This window comes from Deltaproteobacteria bacterium, from assembly GCA_026129095.1.
Classification (GTDB): Bacteria; JAGRBM01; JAGRBM01; order JAGRBM01; family JAHCIT01; genus JAHCIT01.
Window position 1 is genome coordinate 298118 of the sequence record JAHCIT010000002.1, and the last position, 18904, is coordinate 317021.

Annotated in this window: 18 protein-coding genes and 1 pseudogene; 10 read left to right on the forward strand and 9 right to left on the reverse strand. The window is 64.8% G+C overall.

Features of this window, described 5'->3' with window-relative positions; all coding sequences use genetic code 11:
• Nucleotides 1-15: 15 nt before the first annotated feature.
• Nucleotides 16-471 carry an arsenate reductase ArsC gene (locus KIT79_03805; GenBank protein ID MCW5828423.1) on the forward strand — a complete coding sequence of 152 codons (456 nt, stop codon included), beginning with the start codon at nt 16-18 and terminating at the stop codon, nt 469-471.
• Nucleotides 450-1145 carry an aquaporin family protein gene (locus KIT79_03810; protein MCW5828424.1) on the forward strand — a complete coding sequence of 232 codons (696 nt, stop codon included), beginning with the start codon at nt 450-452 and terminating at the stop codon, nt 1143-1145. Before KIT79_03805 ends, KIT79_03810 begins: the two co-directional genes overlap by 22 nt.
• Here KIT79_03810 and KIT79_03815 read toward each other — a convergent pair.
• The 3 genes from KIT79_03815 to KIT79_03825 all read right to left on the reverse strand — a co-directional run bounded on the left by KIT79_03815 (nt 1121) and on the right by KIT79_03825 (nt 2929).
• The gene (locus KIT79_03815; GenBank protein MCW5828425.1) at nt 1121-1789 is read right to left on the reverse strand and encodes a hypothetical protein; all 669 of its coding nucleotides are present in this window, start codon (nt 1787-1789) and stop codon (nt 1121-1123) included. The genes KIT79_03810 and KIT79_03815 overlap by 25 nt on opposite strands.
• Before the next feature lie 82 nt (nt 1790-1871).
• Nucleotides 1872-2447 (reverse strand): sigma-70 family RNA polymerase sigma factor, encoded by a 576-nt coding sequence (locus tag KIT79_03820; protein MCW5828426.1) that lies wholly within the window; start codon nt 2445-2447, stop codon nt 1872-1874.
• The gene (locus KIT79_03825; GenBank protein ID MCW5828427.1) at nt 2444-2929 is read right to left on the reverse strand and encodes a VOC family protein; all 486 of its coding nucleotides are present in this window, start codon (nt 2927-2929) and stop codon (nt 2444-2446) included. Before KIT79_03825 ends, KIT79_03820 begins: the two co-directional genes overlap by 4 nt.
• A gap of 171 nt (nt 2930-3100) precedes the next feature.
• Here KIT79_03825 and ssb point away from each other — a divergent pair, with 171 nt between their 5' ends.
• Complete coding sequence (gene ssb, locus KIT79_03830; protein MCW5828428.1) at nt 3101-3622, forward strand: single-stranded DNA-binding protein; 522 nt, start codon at nt 3101-3103, stop codon at nt 3620-3622.
• Nucleotides 3623-3629: 7 nt separating this feature from the next.
• Here the strand turns inward: ssb and KIT79_03835 are convergent, their stop codons facing one another.
• Both KIT79_03835 and KIT79_03840 read right to left on the reverse strand, forming a co-directional pair.
• A complete protein-coding gene (locus KIT79_03835; GenBank protein MCW5828429.1) occupies nt 3630-4271 on the reverse strand; it encodes a hypothetical protein in 642 nt (213 codons plus the stop codon).
• Nucleotides 4272-4314: 43 nt separating this feature from the next.
• Complete coding sequence (locus tag KIT79_03840; GenBank protein MCW5828430.1) at nt 4315-4836, reverse strand: histidine phosphatase family protein; 522 nt, start codon at nt 4834-4836, stop codon at nt 4315-4317.
• Between the two features lie 184 nt (nt 4837-5020).
• Between KIT79_03840 and KIT79_03845 the strand changes: the two genes are divergently transcribed.
• Nucleotides 5021-5860, forward strand: coding sequence for a deoxyribonuclease IV (locus KIT79_03845; GenBank protein ID MCW5828431.1), 840 nt, complete (start codon nt 5021-5023; stop codon nt 5858-5860).
• Nucleotides 5861-5910: 50 nt separating this feature from the next.
• Nucleotides 5911-6939, forward strand: a complete 1029-nt coding sequence (locus KIT79_03850) for a glycosyltransferase (GenBank protein ID MCW5828432.1) — start codon at nt 5911-5913, stop codon at nt 6937-6939.
• Between the two features lie 7 nt (nt 6940-6946).
• Here the strand turns inward: KIT79_03850 and KIT79_03855 are convergent, their stop codons facing one another.
• Entirely contained in the window at nt 6947-8707 is a 1761-nt protein-coding gene (locus KIT79_03855) for a DUF1446 domain-containing protein (protein MCW5828433.1), read from the reverse strand.
• A gap of 196 nt (nt 8708-8903) precedes the next feature.
• On the opposite strand from KIT79_03855, the gene bamD reads away from it, so the two are divergent.
• Both bamD and mtgA read left to right on the forward strand, forming a co-directional pair.
• Nucleotides 8904-10157, forward strand: coding sequence for an outer membrane protein assembly factor BamD (gene bamD / locus KIT79_03860; GenBank protein ID MCW5828434.1), 1254 nt, complete (start codon nt 8904-8906; stop codon nt 10155-10157).
• Nucleotides 10158-10172: 15 nt separating this feature from the next.
• The gene (mtgA, locus tag KIT79_03865) at nt 10173-10883 is read left to right on the forward strand and encodes a monofunctional biosynthetic peptidoglycan transglycosylase (protein MCW5828435.1); all 711 of its coding nucleotides are present in this window, start codon (nt 10173-10175) and stop codon (nt 10881-10883) included.
• Nucleotides 10884-10886: 3 nt separating this feature from the next.
• Here the strand turns inward: mtgA and KIT79_03870 are convergent.
• Nucleotides 10887-12451 (reverse strand): annotated as a pseudogene (locus KIT79_03870) (NAD(P)/FAD-dependent oxidoreductase).
• A gap of 206 nt (nt 12452-12657) precedes the next feature.
• Here KIT79_03870 and KIT79_03875 point away from each other — a divergent pair.
• Both KIT79_03875 and KIT79_03880 read left to right on the forward strand, forming a co-directional pair.
• Nucleotides 12658-13275, forward strand: coding sequence for a TetR/AcrR family transcriptional regulator (locus tag KIT79_03875; GenBank protein MCW5828436.1), 618 nt, complete (start codon nt 12658-12660; stop codon nt 13273-13275).
• A gap of 35 nt (nt 13276-13310) precedes the next feature.
• Nucleotides 13311-14852, forward strand: a complete 1542-nt coding sequence (locus KIT79_03880) for an NAD(P)/FAD-dependent oxidoreductase (protein MCW5828437.1) — start codon at nt 13311-13313, stop codon at nt 14850-14852.
• A gap of 37 nt (nt 14853-14889) precedes the next feature.
• Here KIT79_03880 and KIT79_03885 read toward each other — a convergent pair whose 3' ends face one another.
• Nucleotides 14890-15651: a TetR/AcrR family transcriptional regulator gene (locus tag KIT79_03885; protein MCW5828438.1), complete on the reverse strand. Its 762-nt coding sequence runs from the start codon at nt 15649-15651 to the stop codon at nt 14890-14892.
• Between the two features lie 231 nt (nt 15652-15882).
• Here KIT79_03885 and KIT79_03890 point away from each other — a divergent pair, with 231 nt between their 5' ends.
• Nucleotides 15883-18039, forward strand: a complete 2157-nt coding sequence (locus KIT79_03890; GenBank protein ID MCW5828439.1) for a hypothetical protein — start codon at nt 15883-15885, stop codon at nt 18037-18039.
• 213 nt (nt 18040-18252) lie between these two features.
• Here the strand turns inward: KIT79_03890 and KIT79_03895 are convergent, their stop codons facing one another.
• The gene (locus KIT79_03895) at nt 18253-18864 is read right to left on the reverse strand and encodes a TetR/AcrR family transcriptional regulator (GenBank protein ID MCW5828440.1); all 612 of its coding nucleotides are present in this window, start codon (nt 18862-18864) and stop codon (nt 18253-18255) included.
• Nucleotides 18865-18904: the final 40 nt, after the last annotated feature.

An 18904-nucleotide genomic window follows, 5' to 3' on the forward strand; every position in this document is an offset into this window, starting at 1 on the left:
CCCCATACTGCCCCCATGTCCGGAGCGAATCCGAAACCGGCGGTCCTTTTTCTCTGTACGGGCAACTCGGCAAGAAGCCTGCTCGCCGAGGCGCTGCTCCGCCGGCTGGGCGGCGGCCGGTTCGACGTGTACAGCGCCGGCACCGGGCCCAAGGGCGTCAATCCGTTCACACTCCGGGTGCTGGAGGAGGCGGGCGTCTCCGCCGAAGGGCTCTGGTCCAAGACAGTGGATGATGTGCTGGCCCAGGTGCAGCCGGACTATCTCATTGCCGTCTGCTCGGAGGCCGACCGGAACTGCCCCGCCGTTCCGCTACGCCGGGGCGAGCGGCTTTCGTGGCCATTCGACGATCCGGCAGCGGAAACAGGACCGGATGAACGGAAACTGGCCAGGTTCCGCGAGGTCCGCGACCAGATCGCCCGCCGCATCCGGGCCTGGCTCGGGGAGGAACCATGGAAGCAGCCGCCCCGCTGAGATCGAAACTGGCAGCCGAGGCCGCCGGTACGGCCTTCCTCGTCGCCACGGTGGTGGGCTCCGGAATCATGGCTGAACGCCTGGCGGCCGGGAACGAGGCTCTCGCCCTGCTGTGCAATGCACTGGCGACCGGGGCGGTACTGGTGGCGATCATCCTGGCACTGTCTGGCGTCTCCGGCGCCCACTTCAACCCGGCCGTGACGCTGTTCGAACTGGCCGGACGCCGGACCGGCCCGCGTGAAGCGGCCCTGTATATCCCGGTCCAGATCGCCGGAGGGTGCGCGGGCGCTATCGTGGCGAACCTGATGTTCGCACTCCCGGCGGTGATGGTTTCGCAGAAAATCCGGAGCGGAATGCCGCTGCTCTTCAGCGAACTCGTCGCCACGCTGGGCCTGCTCATCATCATCCGCGGGACATCAAGGCACCATGCGGGAATGGTGCCGGTAGCGGTGGGGCTTTACATCACGGCGGCCTACTGGTTCACCGCCTCGACCTCGTTCGCCAATCCGGCCGTTACCATCGCACGGACCCTGAGCGACACGTTCGCCGGCATACGTCCGCTGGACGCGCCTGGATTCGTGGCCGCAGAGCTGGCCGGAGCAGCCGCAGCGCTCGGACTGTGCGGGATCATCTGGCCCGAAGGGCCGTCTCAGGGAACGAGCCGCACTTCATAGAAGTTCCGGCCGAGAGTCCTGCGGGGACGCTTCTTCCCGCTCCCGTCGCCGGCGCCGCTTCCGTCCCCGTCCCCGCCGCCCTCGCCTTCGCCCTCATCGGCGCCTTCGGCAGGGGCCTCGCTGACGGTGGAAACACCGCCGCCGTCAGGCTGGTGATCCAGGAGCCGGAGCACGCCGCGCCGGTTGGCAACGACCCGGAACCGTTCCGGGCTGGATGTCACGGCCGCCCAGTCAATCCGGACCGGATCGCCCGTGCAGGGAACGAACTCGATTGCCTTCGGCACCGCGCCATCGGCGGCAAGAACGCCGAGCGGAAGCCAGGGACCACGGGCCTTGCCGCCGCCCTCGGGCGCCACGACGCCCGGAAGCTGCATCAGTTCCCTGTTGGGGCGGGTCCAGACGACCGTATCGCCACGGAGCAGCCGGAGCTGGTCCGACGTGCGGGCCGCGCAGCGCGAGGGCTGGGCCTCGCGGGCCGCCGCACGCTCCTTCATCTTCTCGCGGACCTGCTCCATCGACGGCCGGCTCTTGTCCGGGGTCACCTGCTGCTGCCTGGTCTTGCCGCTGTCGCCGGTCTGGTTGCAGCCGTCACAGGCAGGGAGCCCGGCCATCGCCAGCACCATCGTAAATAAAGCGGTTTTCATCCTGGAGAAATGGCGCGAAGTTTTCATGGGGAGTTTCTCTAAAACCAGTTCCCCCGGTTGGCAAGCAAATACGTGGGTAATCTTATTCCCCGCAGCCCGGCGCACAGGGGCCCCGGCGGCGGCGGAAATCGGTCACGTTGCCGCGGCGGTCCAGTTCGAGCTCGCAGCAGGAAAGCACCCCCTCGCGGATCAGGGCCCGGCCCCGCCGGACGCGGGACTTGACCGCCGGCAGGGTGAGTCCGAGCCGCACGGCGACCTCCTTCAGCTTGAGGCCCTCGATGTCGGCGAGCCGCACCGGCTCGCTGTATTTGGCGGGCAGCAGGCGGATGAACACCGGCAGCCATCCGGCCACCTGCTCGTTGAGATTCCCGTTCCCGGGCGCGCTGTCCGTACCGTCCGCCAGATCTTCCGGCAGCGGTTCATGGGGTTTTTCCCGGCGGTAGAAGCTGGCGATCTGGCTGCGGGCGACCCGGTAAAGCCAGACGTCGAGCCGGCTGGGATTTTTCAGGCCCGGCAGCGAGCGGTACGCCTTCAGGAGCGTCTCCTGGAGGATGTCGGCGGCGGCGGCAGGGTCGCGGACGCGCCGGAGGATGAACCGGTGAAGCTCACCCTCCAGCGCCGCCCAGCGCGCATCCGTGAACGCCTCGGCCTGGGTCAACGGGCCGCCTCCGCCGCGGGGCAGCAGGCCGTCGCCTTCGCCGAATGGACCGGCGCGTCGGCCTCGGTCACGACGAACACTTCCCAGGGGTTCCCGTCCGGATCCACCACCCACGCCTTGTCCTGCACGGCGTAGCAGCAGGTGGTTTTCTCCTCCGTGCGGACCTGGAGGCCCGCCATCTGGTAACGGGCGGCGGCGGCCACGACATCGGCCGGTTCCTTCACCTGGATGCCGAAGTGGGACACAGCCGTGGGGATATCGCCCGTACGCTCGTTGAGCGTGAAGTTCACCGACGGCTCGGCGGGCTCGAACTTGGCGTATCCCGGCCGGACCTTGACCGGTTCCACTCCGAAAAGGGTCCGGTAGAAGGCAACGGATTTCTCCAGGTTCCTGACCCAGATGCCCACATGCATGCGGCGGTTGCCGGCAAAACTGGCGGGGCTCCGGGGACGGGCGGTGGTTTCGGTAGCTGGAATCGTCATGGCTGATAAGTCTCCTGCAAGTATGGCTGTGGTTTCCGGGGCATGTCAGCCCCTCTCTCCCTGACAGACGCACCGTCCGGAAAAAGGATGCAGGAAATCTTTCCGGTTGACGGGCATGGGCACCGGGGCATACCGTCCCGGCCTGCCAGCAGGATTTCCAGGAGGTGGCGCATGGCGAACTCCCTTAACAAGGTGATGCTGATCGGACGTCTGGGCAAGGACCCCGAGCAGCGGTTTACGGGGGGCGGCACGGAAGTGTGCCAGTTCACGCTCGCCACCAACGAATTCGACGGCCGCGACGAGCAGGGCCAGACAAAGGAACGGACCGAGTGGCACGATATCGTCGCCTACGGAAAGCTGGCCGAAATCTGCAACAAGTACCTGGCCAAGGGACGCCAGGCGTTCATCGAGGGCAAGCTCCAGACCCGCAAGTGGGAGGACAAGCAGTCGGGCGAGCCGCGCCGCCGCACTGAAATCGTCGCCCGCGAAGTGGTGCTGCTGGGTTCCCGTGACGAACGCGGGAGCTCGGGCGAGGACCGGGGTTCCCAGCGGAACCAGGGCGGCGGCCAGGCCCGGCCCCCGCGGCAGGCGGCCCAGTCAAAGGGTGGCGGCGGCCGGAGCGGCGGCGAGTTCGACCAGGATCCCGGCTACACAGACGACCAGCCGCCGCCCGAAGACGACGTGCCGTTCTGAGGCGCGCCTAGCGGCCGATCCGGAAACCGAAACCCAGCGAGACATAGAAACGGCTGGCGTCGAAATCCAGGGGGTTTCCGGCCGTGGCCGGCGGCGTGAGCGTCAGCTCGCTCCGGTTCATCTTCCAGCCCGATTCGACCCGGATCAGCCAGCCCTTGCCGAAATAGGTGTCGAAACCGAGCGCGGCCTTGAGCGCCAGCGTGTGGCTGAGGCTTCCCGACGCGGGAAAAGCGGACGCCTCGTTGAGGAAGTTCAGGTTGACGCCCGTTCCGGCCCGCACATACGGCGATATCCAGAGATCACGCTCATGGTAACGGAACTCGGCTATCGGCATCAGCGTCACCGTGTGCACCGAGCCCATCTTCGACGCGGGCGCGATGATGGACTGGTTCAGGCCGTAATACTCCCACTCGACCTCGCCGCCCACCCGGAACCACCAGTCCAGCCGGTAAAGTCCGTTGATGCCGGCCGAAAGGCCGCTCCGGGGCGAAATGCCGGCACTGGACGATCCCATCGGGAAAGTACCGCCCAGCCGGTAGCCGAGCGCGAACTGCGGATCGTCGTAGCCAGCCCGTGCGGCGGACGGCGCGGCCAGAAGCAAAACAACGGCGGCGGAGAGAATCCAGAAGACCGGTCTCAAAAAAGGCATGGGGAAAATCTGGCTGGAACGGAAGGAAGGGGCAAATGGAAAGCTACGCCGCATCGAGATCCTTCAGGCTGTCCACCCGCTCGCCCGAGGGCATCAGCGCCCACTTGAACCTGCCGGTAACGCCGGGAGCGACACCGCCGGAAAAAACGATTCGCATCACCTGACCCTTGCGGAACGGCATCGCGCCGCGGCCCAGGAGCTCGCCTGCGAGCTGGCCCATGCGCGGCTCATGGCCGACAAACGCCACCGACGAGCCGGGCATCTCCCCAGCCGTGCGGAGCAGGTGATCGAGTGCCCTTCCGCCGGGGCCGAGCGCCGTCGCGGCGACGACCTCGCCCCGGTATTTCGTTTCGCCGGCCAGAATCTCGGCTGTCTGAACGGCCCGCACCAGCGGGCTCGTCACGATCAGGTCGAAAGAGATACCCAGGCCCTTCAGCTCGCTGGCGACCTTCGAGAAAACCTTGCGCCCCTTGGCCGTGAGGTACCGGCAGTCGTCGGAAAGCCCCGCCTCGCCGTCCACCGCGGCCGCATGACGTACCAGATAGATGTCTGTGCCGGAACCCATACTGCTCCTGTAACCGAACCGGTCCCACGCGCCTTCCCCCTTGCGGACTCTAGCCCATTCCGGACGGGGTTTCAGCCCGTCAACCCCGTGAAACATTCGTGACACGGCTCATGGAGCCGCCGGAAAGCGGCAGCGGGCAGTCCCGGTTTGGGGCACGGCCAGCCGCCGTGGTAGGCTTTCCGCCATGAAGCTCGGCGCACACGAATCCATCAGCGGGGGGATCGAGAATGCCTTCCAGCGGGGCCGCGACGACGGTTGCGAGTCCCTGCAGATTTTCACCAAGAGCGAGCGCCAGTGGTCGGCCAAGCCGCTGGCCCCGGAGGCGCTGGATGCATTCCGGACGGCAAGCAAGGGTTCCGGCATTCCGCTCTCGAACGTGCTCGTTCACGACTCCTACCTCATCAACCTCGCCTCGCCCGACCCGGTGAAACTCGAAAAGGCCAAGGCCGCCTTTGTCGAGGAGATCCGCCGGTGCGAGCAACTCGGGGTGCGGTACCTCGTCACCCACCCCGGTTCCCATGTGGGATCGGGCGAGGACCAGGCCATCGAGACGCTGGTATCGAGCTACAACGACTGCATCCACCGTTCGTCCGGTTCGCCCGTTATGATCCTGCTGGAAACGACCGCTGGGCAGGGCACCTGCATGGGCTACCGGTTCGAGCAGATCGCCGGCATCCTGAATGGGATCAAGGACCGCTCGCGCATGGGCGTCTGCGTGGACACCTGCCATATCTTCGCCGCCGGGTACGACATCCGGACGCCGGAGGGGTATGAGCAGGTGATGCAGGAGCTGGACCGGGTCATCGGCGTCAAGGAAGTCCGGGCGTTCCACATCAATGATTCCAAGAAGGAGCTGGGCTCCCGCGTGGACCGGCACGAAGAGATCGCCGAGGGGTTCATCGGCGAGACGGCCTTCCGGTGCCTGATGAACGATCCGCGATGGAAGGATACCATCGGCGTGATCGAGACGCCCGGCGAGGATTTCGCCAAGAACCTCAAGCGGCTCCGGAGCTACCAGGCCTGAGAGTCCTCTTTTTCAACGACTTCGACGTTTACGCTGGCGCCGAAAGCGCCGTGGGCGCGCTGCGCGCCGCACTGGAAGCCAGGGGCCACCAGACCCGGCTCGTCACGAAGCTGGAGTCGGGAGAGCGTGGAGTGCACGGCCCGGACGACCGGGTGCGGCGCTGCCGGAAGATCATCCAGGAGTTCCGGCCCGATGCCTGCCATTTCCACAACACGCTGGCGATGGGCTGGTCGCCGCTGGTCGCGGCGAAAAAGGAGAGTGTGCGGAATCTTGTCTGGACGATGCACGACTACCGGGCCGTCTGTCCCAACACCCTGCTCCTCCGTCCCGATCTCAATATCTGCGACGACCTTCACTGGTGCGGCAGTTGCGTGGCCCTGCCGAAGCTGCCGCACTACGACCTGGACCGCATACGGAAGAAACTCCAGGGCGTGAAAATCGCCGCCATCAGCGATGCGCAGCGCAGGCTGGTGGAGCCGCACCTGCCGGTCACGGCGACGATACACTGGGACGCCGATGCGGGACTGCTGGCGGCGCCGGAGGCGCCCGACGGCAAGCCCCTCACGGTGCTGTTCGCCGGGCGAAAGGACGTGGAAAAGGGATTCGACTTCTGCCTGCAGGCGGTCAAGCGGCTTTCCGGCCGGCATCCTGGCATCCGGCTGCACCTGGCGGGCCGCTCCCGGTTCGGCGACGAACGGCAGCGGATCGACGCGCTGGGGCTTGGAAAGCAGGTCATTGACCACGGCGCGCTCCCCCACGACCGCTATCTGGAGATGCTCCGGAACGTGCAGGTGGTCGTCTGCGCGAGCGTGTGGGCCGAGCCGTTCAACCTGTCGCTGCTGGAGGCGATGGCCTGCGGCAAGCCGGTCATCGCCACCCGCTCGGGCGCGCACGGGGAACTGGCCGGTGACGGCGGCGCAGTGCTCGCCGATCCGCGCAGTTCGGCCTCGCTGATGAACGCGATGGAAACACTGTTTGCCGATGCGGACCTGCGCCGCGACCTGGCCCGGCGGGCACGCGAGCAGGCGACCCGGTTCACCGGCTGCACGGAGAAATATCTCCGGCTCTACCGGGAATGATCCCCCGTTACTTCACCACGATGCTTCCGGGCATCTCGACCACCCTGGCTCGCAGGTATTCCCCAAGGGTCTTGGCCTGCGGGTCGCTGCGGGTGGATGAGGCCACGCCGTCACCCAGGATTCCCCGGATGTAGAAGTTGAGCGCATTCAGGTTCGGGAACTCGTACCGCTCCACCTCGAACGGCCTGGCATCCGGCAGTATCTCCTTGAGCCGTTCGGTCGTGAGGAACTCCCGCAGGAATGCGTAGCCTTCGGGGGTTTTCGACCAGATGCCGACGTTGGCGTTGCCGCCCTTGTCGCCCGACCGGGTGGCAAAGGCCCGGCCAAGCGGCTTTTTGACCGTATCTCCCTTCGGAACGGGCGGGATCCTCACCTCCGGCACCTTCACGGCGGGCGGCGTCTGCGGCGCCTGGACGGCCTCGACGTTCAGCTCCTCGCCGCCCACGTACACCTTCTGGCGGATCTTGTCGCTGGAGACGAGGGCCGGCCAGTAGATGACCGACGGAATCTCGTCGCCCGGCGGCGAGGTCATCGTGAAGCCGGGAATGCTGCACAGGGCCAGTTCCACCACGCGGGACGAAAACGCTTTCCCCACCTTCTTGGGGTTCGGGTCGATGACGTTGATCTTGAGGTAGGCAAACGCCTGCTCGTTGCTGGCCGGGTTCTCGTGATCGGTGCGGATCAGGTTCACCTCGACCCTCTGGAACTGTTCGCGCCCGCCAACGGCGTCGAAGAACATCTCCTCGACGATCTTCGCCTTCTTCTCGATGTCCAGTCCGGTGAGCAGGACGGTCATCTGGTTGCGGAACGGACCCAGGTTGTTGATGCAGACCTTGGTGGTCGGGGTCGGCGGCTCGCCCTTCGCGCCCTCAACACGCACACGGTCGGGGCCCTCCTGCGACACCTTGAGGGTGTCGAAGCGGGCGATGACGTCGGGATTGTAGTACCGGTGGCCCTGGATCTCGTACAGAAGCTGGGCCGTCACGGTTCCCACGGAAACGAGGCCGCCCGTACCGGGGTGCTTGGAGATGACGAACGATCCGTCCGCGTGCATCTCGCACAGGGGGAAGCCGAGATTCCTGTAGGTGGGCACCTCGTCCACGAACGAGTAGTTGCCTCCCGTCGCCTGTCCTCCGCACTCGATGATGTGGCCGGCGGCGACCGCCCCGGCGAGCCGGTCCCAGTCGTCACGCTTCCAGTTGAACCGCCAGGCCGCGGGGCCCACCACCACGGCCGCGTCGGTCACGCGGCCCGTGACCACGATGTCGGCACCGCGCCCGAGAGCCTCGCTGATGCCCCATCCGCCCAGATAGGCATTCGCCGTCACCGTGTTCGCCCGGGCGTCCTTGAGCGGAGTCCCCTTGTCCATGTGGGCGAATGCCTCGCCCTCCTTCTGGAGCTCGGCAAGGCGCCGGGTGAGGTCATCGCCCTCGATGAAGGCGATCTTCGGCTTGAGGCCCAGCTTTTCGGCGATTTTTTCCAGTTCCTCGGCCATCCCCCGGGGGTTCAGCCCGCCGGCGTTGGTGACGACGCGGATCTTCTTCTGGAGACATTCCCCCATCACCTCTTCCATCTGCTTGAGGAACGTGCCGGCGTAGCCCGCCTTGGGGTTCTTCATCTTGTTCCGGAACAGGATCGCCATCGTGAGCTCGGCGAGATAGTCGCCGGTGAGCACGTCGATCGGCCCCCCCTGGACCATTTCGCGGGCGGCCGAAATCCGGTCCCCGTAGAATCCGCTGCAGTTGGCGATGATCAGTTTCTCGGTCATGTGGCTGCCTTCCTCCGGCTCCCCGGCCGGTTCCCCGCCTGTCATCCAGTCATCCGGTCTGGAAACTGAATGAGCGTTCATTCAGGTTGTACCGGAAGCGGGCCCGGTGCAAGCCTCCCTATAGCGGCCCCGCCGCCCGTTTGCACCAGCGGGCGGGCATCCTCTATCTAAATCGCCGGGAGATTTCCTGCCGACAATGAGCCGCTCCGCAGCCCTTCTTGCCTTTCTGCTCGCCACCATCGTGGCCCAGCCGGTCATGGCCAGCGAAGGGGAAACGGCGGCGGATATCTATGCCCGTGCGGTGCGGCGGCTGGAGCGGCACAAGGCCGGCTGGTACCGCAACCCGGCGGACATTTTCACCAGCGACACAACCACGCGGGAGCTTTTCGAGAGCATCCGGAACCAGTACCCGCACTCGCCCGAAGCGGCGCTCGTTCCGCTCCGGCTTGGCGACACCTGGTACTACGCCGAGGACAACTGCGAGGAGGCGCTCTCCTATTACGAAGAGTACCTCACCTCACTCGGTTCCGGGTCTCTCCACGACCGGGAAGAAGACCATGCCCGGAAGATGCGGGACTATTGCGCCCAAAAGGTTCCTACGGCCGAGAAACTCTATGAAGACGGGATGCGGCGGCTCGAAATCCACCGCCAGAGCGTCGTCTGGAATCCGGCCAGATGGCGGTGGAGCGAGAACCCCATCGCCCGCGCCATCACCAACATCCGGTACGACACGGAAGAAACCCGGCGGCTGTTCCAGGAGATACGCCGGAAATACCCGGTATCGTCGCAGGCCCCGCTCGCCACACTCCGTATTGCCGATGTCTATTTCGAGGAAGGCGCCTACGTGGAAGCGCAGGTCTACTATGACGAATTCATCCGCAGCCACCCGGCCTTCCGGGAGGAGGCGGCCTATGCACAGATGAGGCGCGCCCAGTGCTTCGCGCAGCAGATGCTCGACCACGACCGTGATCCGTCGGCGGCGCTGAATGCCCGCGAGGCGTTTGCCACCGTCCAGCGGGATTACTCCGCCACGCCCGAGGGCAGCGAGGCCGCGCCCGCGCTCCAGGAGGTCACGCGCCATATCGGCGAGCAGGAAGCATTCGTGGCCGACTTCTACTACCGGCGGAGCCAGTACCAGGCGGCCATGGGCCGGTACCGGGGACTGATCGAGCAGTTCCCCGGCCACCCGCTCACAGGCTGGGCCCTCTACCGGCTCGGCCGGAGCGCCGAACACATCGGCGATTTCGAGGGCGCCCGCCGCTACTACGAGCAGGTGCTCGCCCTTCCCGACGACCAGTTCCGCCGCCCCAGGGACGTGAAGTGGGTCGATGCCTGGATCCTGTTCCTTGCCTATCCGAACGCCGACGCGACGCCCGATGGCGTCAGGCGCCGGGCCCGCCTGCGGATCGCCGTGCTGGACCTGCTGCCGGGAACTCCGAAGGCCAACTAGCGCGGCCGCCCTCCCTTGAAACGCCTCTCAGCCCGCCAGAAAAAACTGCTCGTCCGCATACTGGGCGCTCTGGTTCTCGTCGTGGCATCGTACGAACTGTGGATCATCGGCCGGGTCATCTGGTGGCGGACGAACAATCCCCGCTCGTCGGCGTTCATGGATGCCCACCGGATCCGCCTCCAGGAGCAGAAACCGGGCGCGGAGCTCAGCCACAAGTGGGTTCCCTACGGACAGATCTCCATTCACCTAAAACAGGCGGTGATCGCCAGCGAGGACGCGAAGTTCCTCCGGCACGACGGGTTCGACTGGGAGGGTATACAGGCGGCCTGGGAGCAAAACCTCAGGAAGCGCCGGATCGTCGCGGGTGGCTCCACCATCTCGCAGCAGCTCGCCAAGAACCTTTTTCTGTCGGGAAGGCGCACGCCGTGGCGCAAGCTGGACGAGGCACATATCACCGTCTGGATGGAGCTGTTCCTCTCCAAGCGGCGCATCCTCGAGATCTATCTCAACGTCATCGAGTGGGGCGACGGGGTGTTCGGGGCCGAGGCGGCCTCGCGCCATTACTACCGGGTATCCGCGGCGAAACTGACGGCGAGGCAGGCAGCCTGGCTCGCCGCCATCGTGCCCAACCCCCGCTACCACGACAGGAACCGCAAGGACCGGAAGGCGGAGCGGAAGACGAACATCATCCTCGCCCGCATGGCCTATACGGACGCGCCCGAATAGGGCCTACAGCACGAGGTTCGATGCCTCGGTCATCGCCGCGCCGATCCCGGCCGTGAGGCGGTCGCGGAGGCCGGGCCGGATGCGGTGTCCGCCCTCGCCCTCCAGCACATACTCGGCCTCGTTGAAATGGCTCACCCGCAGGCGGTATTCCCAGTTGTAGCCGGGGTACAGGGTCGTGTTCCGGCCGTTCGGGGCGAGGTACCAGCTGGCGCAGCCTGAGGTCCAGACGGTGTGTTTCATGCGCCGGTCCAGGTTCCTGTTGAACCGGCTCTGCACCGGCTCCTTCACCTCGACCGACCTGAGGTTGTGGCGGTGGAGGGACTCGACGGCCTGGACGATGTAGTCAACCTGCTTTTCCGTATAGGCGAGCACCGACGTGTGGCCGGGACCGGTGTTCGGCCCCATGAGAAAAAAGAGGTTCGGAAAGCCGGTGCAGGCAACGCCCTTGTATGCCTCCGAACCGTCGCGCCAGGCCTCGCCAAGCGAGTGACCGCTTCTGCCCACGACCGGAAACGGGGCCCCCGCCGACGGCACCCTGAACCCCGTCGCGCAGACGATCGCATCGAACTCCCGCTCGCGGCCGTCCCGGCTGACGATCCCTTTCGGCGTGATCCGCGTGATGCCGTCCGTAACCAGTTCCACGTTCGGGCGCTGGAGCGCCGGGTACCAGTCATTCGAGATCAGCATCCGCTTGCAGCCGATCCGGTAGTCCGGCGTCACCTTCCGGCGGAGTCCGGGATCCTTCACGCTCCGCCGGATGTGCTGGAGCGCAATCTGCTCGACCAGCGACTTGATCCGGTCATTTTCCAGGATGAGGAACGGGGCGAATCCCTCCAGCATCCAGTAAATCATCTGGCGCCGGGCCCAGAGTGCGGGCGGGAAGTTCCGGTACAGAGCCTTTCGCCGTTCGGTGATCTTCTGGTTCATGCGCGGGACGATCCATGGGGGCGTGCGCTGGTAAACGGCAAGCGATGCCACATCGGGCGCGATGGCCGGAACCACCTGGATGGCGCTTCGCCGCTCCCGATCACTCCGACGCGCCGGCCCTTCAGCGGATAGTCCGGATCCCACCGCGACGTATGCAGCAGCTTGCCACGGAACGAATTCAGGCCCTCAATATCGGGATACGACGGATCGGAAAGCCCGCCGGCGGCGGAAACCAGCACGCGGGCGCGGAACTCCCCGCCCCCGTCGGTGCGAAGCGTCCACATGCCGCTCCCCTCATCATAAGTCGCGCCCGTCACGGGTGTGTTGAACCGCACATGGGGCCGGATGCCGTATTTCTCCGCGCAGCGGAGAATGTAGGCCTGGATTTCCCGCGAGCCCGAGTAGGCCTCCGACCAGCCGGGGTTGGGCTCGAACGAGTAGCAGTACAGGTGCGAGGGCACGTCACAGGCGCAGCCGGGATAGGTGTTGTCCCGCCAGGTTCCGCCCACCTCGTCCGCCCGCTCGAAGATGGTGAAGTTCGTAAACCCCGCCTTCTTGAGACTGATCCCCATGTTCAGCCCGGAAAAGCCGGAACCGACAATGGCCACAGGTATCCCGCTCCGGCCTGGTGTCTTGCCCATGATACCCCTCCTAAAAATGCCCCGGAGCCGCCTCGGCCCCCAGCACGCTATTGTTGACCGAAACTGCCGCCAAGGGAAAACAGCCGGTTTCAAGCGGGGGCGGACAAATGTCCGGCACACTTATTAGTTCAAATTATTCTTTTAATATCAGTATGTTATTCAATTTATATTGACAGCCTGACATTGGGAATGATATGTCATTCCGAATGACGACGGATCCCGTCACCGACACGAAACTGGACCAGCGCCGCCGGGAGATCATCCAGGCGGCCTACAAGGTGTTTGCTGAAAAGGGATACCGCGACGCAGGCATTGCCGATATCGCCGCCGAACTGAAGCTCGGGCACGGGACCTTCTACCGCTACTTCAAGAACAAGCGCGACATCTTCCTGTCGGTCGTGATGCAGGTGGCCGAGCGGCTGGCGGCGGCCATCGCCTCCGAGCCGCCGGACGCCTCGCGCACGCTGGCCGAATACCGGGCGCAGGTCCGCCGGTGGGGCCACAAGCTGCTCGAAGTGATCCAGAAGGATCCCCGGATTGCCCGCATCCTCCTCCACGAGGCGATGGCGGTGGACCAGGAGATGACCGAGGCGGTGAACCGGTCGTGGGACATCAGCGCGCAGATCACCGAGTCCTATCTCGTCAACGGCAAGAAGCGCGGTTATCTCCGCGCCGACCTCGACACGCGCATCACCAGCATGGCCCTGAACGCGATCATCTTCGAGGCGATGCGTCGCGGAGTGGGCCAGACAGGCAGCTCCGAACTGGTCGAGACGTGGATTGACGCCATCGAGAAGCTGATGTTCGACGGGATCAGGGCCTGAAGCCGGAACCAGCAGCATCAGGGAGAGGCAGCACCATGAATATCTCGCCGGAGAGAGCCCACGAAAAACATCCGTCCAGGATTCCGCCCGCCGTGACCGATCACGAGGCCATCATCGTGGGCGCCGGCTTCGGCGGCATGGGCGCCGCCATCCAGCTGAACCGGATGGGGATCGACGACATCCTGATCCTGGACCGTGAAAACGGGGCCGGCGGGACGTGGCACGTGAATACCTATCCCGGCCTCGCCGTGGACATCGCCTCGACGACCTACTGCTATTCGTTCGAACCCAACCCGCACTGGTCGCGGGTCTATGCCCGCGGCGGCGAGCTGAAAAGCTATGCCAACCATGTCGCGGACAAATACAACCTGCGCCGGTTCATGCGCTTCGGCTCCAGCGTGGAGAAGGCTGTCTATAGCGAGAACGGCCGCTACTGGACCGTCCACACCGAAGGCCGGCCGCCGGTCACGGCCCGCATCCTCATTCTGGCCACCGGCTTCCTCGCGCAACCCAAGATGCCCGACATTCCCGGCCTCGATTCGTTCGAGGGCAAGGTCATTCACACGGCCAGGTGGGACCACGGCTATGACCTTGCCGGCAAGCGGGCAGCGGTCATCGGCACCGGTGCCACGGCCGTCCAGCTTCTGCCGGAGATCGCCCCGAAGCTCGCCCAGATGGACGTCTACCAGCGGACACCGATCTGGGTGACGCCGAAGTTCGACGCCGAGATACCGGAATCCGTGCAAAAGCTGTTTGAACGGCTCCCCCTGACCCAGCGGCTCGCCCGGTACTTCACCTCGTCTATCCTTGAAATGGTGATGGTCACCGGCGCCCTCCACTACCGGGAGTTCAGCTTCCTGACCGACTCGATGGAACGGGCCTGCAAGGCGCACATGGCCCGACAGATTCCCGATCCGGAGCTGCGGCGCAAGCTCACGCCCGGTTACAGTTTCGGCTGCAAGCGCCCGACCTTCTCGAACGACTACTATCCGACTTTCATGCGGAAGAACGTGGAGCTCATCACCGACGGAATCGACCATATCGAGCCGGACGGTATCGTCAGCAGGGATGGCAGGAAGCGGAAGATCGACACGCTTATCCTCGCGACCGGTTACAAGGTCTGGGAGAAAGGGAACTTCCCCGCCTTCGACGTGACCGGCCGGGACGGAGTGGAACTCGGTACCTGGTGGGACCAGAACGGCTACCAGTCGTACGAGGGAATCACGGTGAACGGGTTCCCGAATCTCTTCTACTTTGCCTGCCCGTTCGCCTTCACCGGTCTTTCCTACTTTTTCGCCATCGAGGCGCAGATGAAGCATGTCGCCCGCTGCCTGACGGAGATGCAGCGGCGGGGCGCCAGCGAGTTCGAGGTGAAAAGCGGCGCGCAGGAGAGGTTCGTGGCGCAGATGAAACGGAACCTGAAGAGCACGGTATTCGTGAACGGGAGCTGCGCCTCGTCGAACAGCTACTACTTCAACCAGCACGGCGAATCGCCGCTGCTCCGCCCCACCCCGACCGCCATGGGGATCTGGAGCGCGGGGCACTACCCCTTGAAGGACTACCGGTTCGAGGCCTAGGAACTCCGGCCGTACCTGTAAACGGCAGGCAACCCCGTCACCCGTCCTCTCCCGGCCAGTTCCGGCTCTCCATGACGAGATCGCTGTCCGGCGCGGCCGGTGTACGCGGAGATGGGCTCTCCAGTATGGTGCGCTCCTTCAGCGCCCCGCCACCCCAGATGGAGAGTGCCGTGCGCACGGCCTCCTGCCGCGAGATGCCGAACCGTTCGCCGAAAGCGGGGTCGGCGGCCAGCATGACGAGCCGGTTCAGCAGGCGCAGGGAGACCATGGGATTTATGTCCTTGCGGAGCAGCGGGATGAAGTATGGCGCCGAATCGAGCTGCCGCTTGATGATGAGCCCCTGAAAGCGGGCCCAGGCATCGGGATAGTCGCGGCGGAGATCCTCGAAGAAGACCGGGCTCACCGCGCTCATGCTCGCCGTCCAGGCATCCGACCAGCGGAGCAGCGTTTCCAGGGCGGACTTGCCGTCCTTTACCTTGTCCCATTCGAGCGCATTGATCGCCGCCAGCTCGTCGGCCCACCGGTCCACCATCGTGTTCACGATCTCGTCCTTGGAGGCGAAATGCTTGTAGAGCGTCATGGCGCTCATGCGGAGCCGCGTGGCCAGCTCACCCATCACCACCGACCGGATCCCCGACCGGCGCGCCCAGGCCGAAAAGGCGGCCAGTATCCTCTCGCGGACCGGATCGCCCGGCGCCGTATTGCCGCCAGCGGCTTCAGCCGGCCGGACAGGCGCCTTACGGGCGGAACCCCCCTCCGGCGAGGCCTTGTCGATCTCCCTTCTTCTGGCTCTGGACATGAGAACTCCTTAAGGAAACCGGCTGGGCGGGATATAGGACGACTCCACAGGTAATGCAAAATTACCAGCATTTCTCGATAGATATGAGAGTAATAAAATCTTCTTGACATTACTGTCGCCCCTATGGCAGTAATTATAAATCCATTTTATTTCTCATCTTACCCGCCGGGGGAGGAAAGCCCCGGCCAAGCGCAAGAATAAAACAGGAATATGTTCTGGGAGGAGAATGTCGTGCTGAAAAAAACATTTATACCGGCGGCAGCCGGAGTCCTGGCGGTTATCTGGGTGCTGGCCAGCTGTGGTGACACCGCCAGCGTCACGATCGAAGGCATCGAGGGCCAGGAAGACATCTACATGGAGGAGGCCAGCGATGCGATGGCCTACGACCCGACCGCGACCTCGTATTCCGGTACGGTTGCCTACTCCAATCCGAATGCGCTCCTGGGGAGCAAGCGGGGCGGTTCGCCCCTGTGGGACTGGTGCTACGGCAAGCCCGACAGCGCCATCCTGCCGCCTGATCCCCGCACGCAGGTCCAGCCCGGAGTGAGCGACGGCCGCGCTGTCCACTTCAACGCCTTCTGGAAGGACTGCCATGTGGACGAAGCCGCCGTTAAGGAGGCTGGCCACGCCAAGACCTGCGGCGAGCTCCGCCAGCGGTTCAACCGCGGCGACGAGCTGCTGCTCACGGGCGGAGCCAAGGTGGGCGCCCTGTTTTCCGGCGACAATCCCATGTCCCTGGAGGCCGGCTTCGGCATCGCGACCTTCACCGCCGCCCAGTTCAACAACGTCTGGAAGATCTGGGGCAGCCACCTCTGGCGCCCGGACAACTTCGACCTCCTCGTGAGCGAACGTTACGGTTCGGGCTTCAAGACCGGCAGCAATCCGTACCCGAAGCCGGGCGAGGATCCCAACCGGACGAACGGCGGCACCGGCAAGCTGCCGGAGATGTTCACCCAGCTCCGCGATCCAAAAACCGGCAAATGGACCGGCCGCATCGGGATCACCTGTCACGCCTGCCACAGCGGTGTCGTTGGCAACACGCTCACCCACGGCGGCGGCAGCAGCCTGGCGGATCTCAACCTGTTCCTGCGCGACATGCTGCCGCTGGGCTATCTCGCCTCGTTCGCGGTGATCGCCAACCTCAACCACACCCGCGGCACCAACAACGCGAGCGATATCAACCTCGCCTTCATCTTCCCCGACGAGAAGCTCCTCACACCGTCGGAGTTCTTCGGTGTCCTCACGTCGGGCACTTCCGCCGGCATGGACACTCCCGCCTGGTGGAACATGGGCCACCGCCCCGTGAAGTTCGCGGACGGCGTGTTCCCGATGGATGCCCCGCGCGTCGATATGGTGTTCTACACCCCCTTCTTCGGCCTGTTCGGCGGTCTCCTCGGTAAGATCAGCGAGGCAGGGCAGGACTGGATGCGGGCGAACGGTCCGCCGCTCAACACCTGGATCGAGAGCCTGAAGGCCCCGGTCTACCCGCTCGCCGTCAACAAGACGCTGGCCGAGCAGGGCGCCGTGCTGTTCCACACGCTCGACATGTGGGACCCCACACGGAAGAACCCGATTCCCCGCCCGCAGGGCAACGGCTCCTGCGCCGCGTGCCACGGGGCCTATTCACCGAAGTTCGTGAACGACCCCACGTTCCTCGTGAGCCCGGAGCTGGAAGGCATCGCCAGCTACATCGTTCCGCAGAACATCATCGGAACCAACCCGGTGCGGTGGCAGGTCAACAACGAGTCCGTGCAGAAGGCCGGAGCCAAGAACTTCTTCGGCTATCCGACGACCTACGGGACCGAGAACGACTGCGGCCCCCAGAACCAGAAGCGCCTGCGCGGCGACCGGGAACTGGGCTACCTCGCACCGCCGCTCTATGGCGTGTGGGCGACCGCCCCCTACTTCCACAACGGCTCGGTGCCGAACGTGTGGGAGGTGCTCAAGCCCGCCGACCGCAAGCCCATCTGGCGCCGCAAGTCCAAGCCCCAGCCCTCATGGAAGCTCGGCCAGCTGAAGAACGTCATCATGGGTTTCGACACCGACATCGCCCGCGCGTATGACCCGGTGAAGATGGGCTGGAAATACGACACCGTCGCCTGCAAGTGGCGAACCCTGCTGAACCCGTCGGTGACGCCGTACATCAACTGCGACCCGAACGACGAGTACAATGACCCGCTGTTCCAGATGATCCTGAACCCGCTGTTCTCGAACATCATTCTCGCCTGGAACATACTGTTCCCGCCGATTCTCAGCGATTCGCACATGGAAGATCGCAAGATCTTCAACACCCACCGCTACGGACAGGGCAACAAGGGCCACGAGTTCAACTCGGTGCTCACCGATGCCGAGCGGCTCGCCATCATCGAATACCTGAAGACACTGTAGTCCAGGCGACACTCCGAAGGCCCCGGCCACCTGAAAGGGTGGCCGGGGTTTTCTCTTGCTGATCATGGCAGAAACGACGGGCGACTGCCCCGGCAACGCCTGGTTCCGTAAGCAGGTCAGGCCGGTCGTGGCTGGGGTTCTGCCAAAGCCTGCTCTTCCCTTGCGGCTTTCCAGACCGGACCGAACACCCTCCGCCGCGCAGTGCGCCTTCCGTCAACTTCCCTGTGCGATTTCACGGTCAACGTAGTAGCTGACGAGATAGGCGAGTCCCTCGCCGACCTGCTCGTAGGTCACCGGCGGGTTCTCGGAAGTGAGCTGGCGCAGGACAACGAAGATACCGGCATTGACGAGAATGTAGGCCATCGTGGGGATGTTCCGGATCTTCATGTATTCGGGATGGTTGCTGAGGTACTGGACCAGAAGATCCATGAGCGCCTTGCTCACCGGTTCGATACTGTCCAGCGGTTCGGCCCGGATGAGCTGCCGGGCGATCGACAGGTAACGTCCGTCGTTGCGGGTCAGGAACTGGCCGAACCGGGCGACCAGCAGCCGGATCGCCTCGCGGATCTCGAGTTTAACCACCTCGGGTGTCAGTTCCCGGATCAGCACCACCACGTCGTCCGAGAACTTCCGGTTCATGGCAACGAAGATATCTTCCTTGTCGCGGAAATACTCATACAGCGAACCGACGCTGATACCCGCAACATCCGCTATCTGGCGGGTCGTCGTATCCGAAGGACCATGCCGGGCGACGCAGACAAAGCCTGCCTCGATAATGGCCTCAACAGTGGCCTTCGACCGTTTCTGAATGGGTTTACGTGGCATCTTCCAATCCGAATTGAACCCGAACTATTGTTCGGATTAG

Excerpts from the sequence above, each read along its gene's own strand:
- ssb (MCW5828428.1), top strand. The coding sequence starts at position 3,101 with ATGGCGAACTCCCTTAACAAGGTGATGCTGATCGGACGTCTGGGCAAG.
- KIT79_03885 (MCW5828438.1), bottom strand. The coding sequence starts at position 15,651 with ATGTCCAGAGCCAGAAGAAGGGAGATCGACAAGGCCTCGCCGGAGGGG.
- KIT79_03855 (MCW5828433.1), bottom strand. The coding sequence starts at position 8,707 with ATGACCGAGAAACTGATCATCGCCAACTGCAGCGGATTCTACGGGGAC.
- KIT79_03895 (MCW5828440.1), bottom strand. The coding sequence starts at position 18,864 with ATGCCACGTAAACCCATTCAGAAACGGTCGAAGGCCACTGTTGAGGCC.
- KIT79_03880 (MCW5828437.1), top strand. The coding sequence starts at position 13,311 with ATGAATATCTCGCCGGAGAGAGCCCACGAAAAACATCCGTCCAGGATT.
- KIT79_03840 (MCW5828430.1), bottom strand. The coding sequence starts at position 4,836 with ATGGGTTCCGGCACAGACATCTATCTGGTACGTCATGCGGCCGCGGTG.
- KIT79_03845 (MCW5828431.1), top strand. The coding sequence starts at position 5,021 with ATGAAGCTCGGCGCACACGAATCCATCAGCGGGGGGATCGAGAATGCC.
- KIT79_03810 (MCW5828424.1), top strand. The coding sequence starts at position 450 with ATGGAAGCAGCCGCCCCGCTGAGATCGAAACTGGCAGCCGAGGCCGCC.
- KIT79_03875 (MCW5828436.1), top strand. The coding sequence starts at position 12,658 with ATGACGACGGATCCCGTCACCGACACGAAACTGGACCAGCGCCGCCGG.
- KIT79_03835 (MCW5828429.1), bottom strand. The coding sequence starts at position 4,271 with ATGCCTTTTTTGAGACCGGTCTTCTGGATTCTCTCCGCCGCCGTTGTT.
- KIT79_03805 (MCW5828423.1), top strand. The coding sequence starts at position 16 with ATGTCCGGAGCGAATCCGAAACCGGCGGTCCTTTTTCTCTGTACGGGC.
- KIT79_03815 (MCW5828425.1), bottom strand. The coding sequence starts at position 1,789 with ATGAAAACCGCTTTATTTACGATGGTGCTGGCGATGGCCGGGCTCCCT.
- KIT79_03825 (MCW5828427.1), bottom strand. The coding sequence starts at position 2,929 with ATGACGATTCCAGCTACCGAAACCACCGCCCGTCCCCGGAGCCCCGCC.
- bamD (MCW5828434.1), top strand. The coding sequence starts at position 8,904 with ATGAGCCGCTCCGCAGCCCTTCTTGCCTTTCTGCTCGCCACCATCGTG.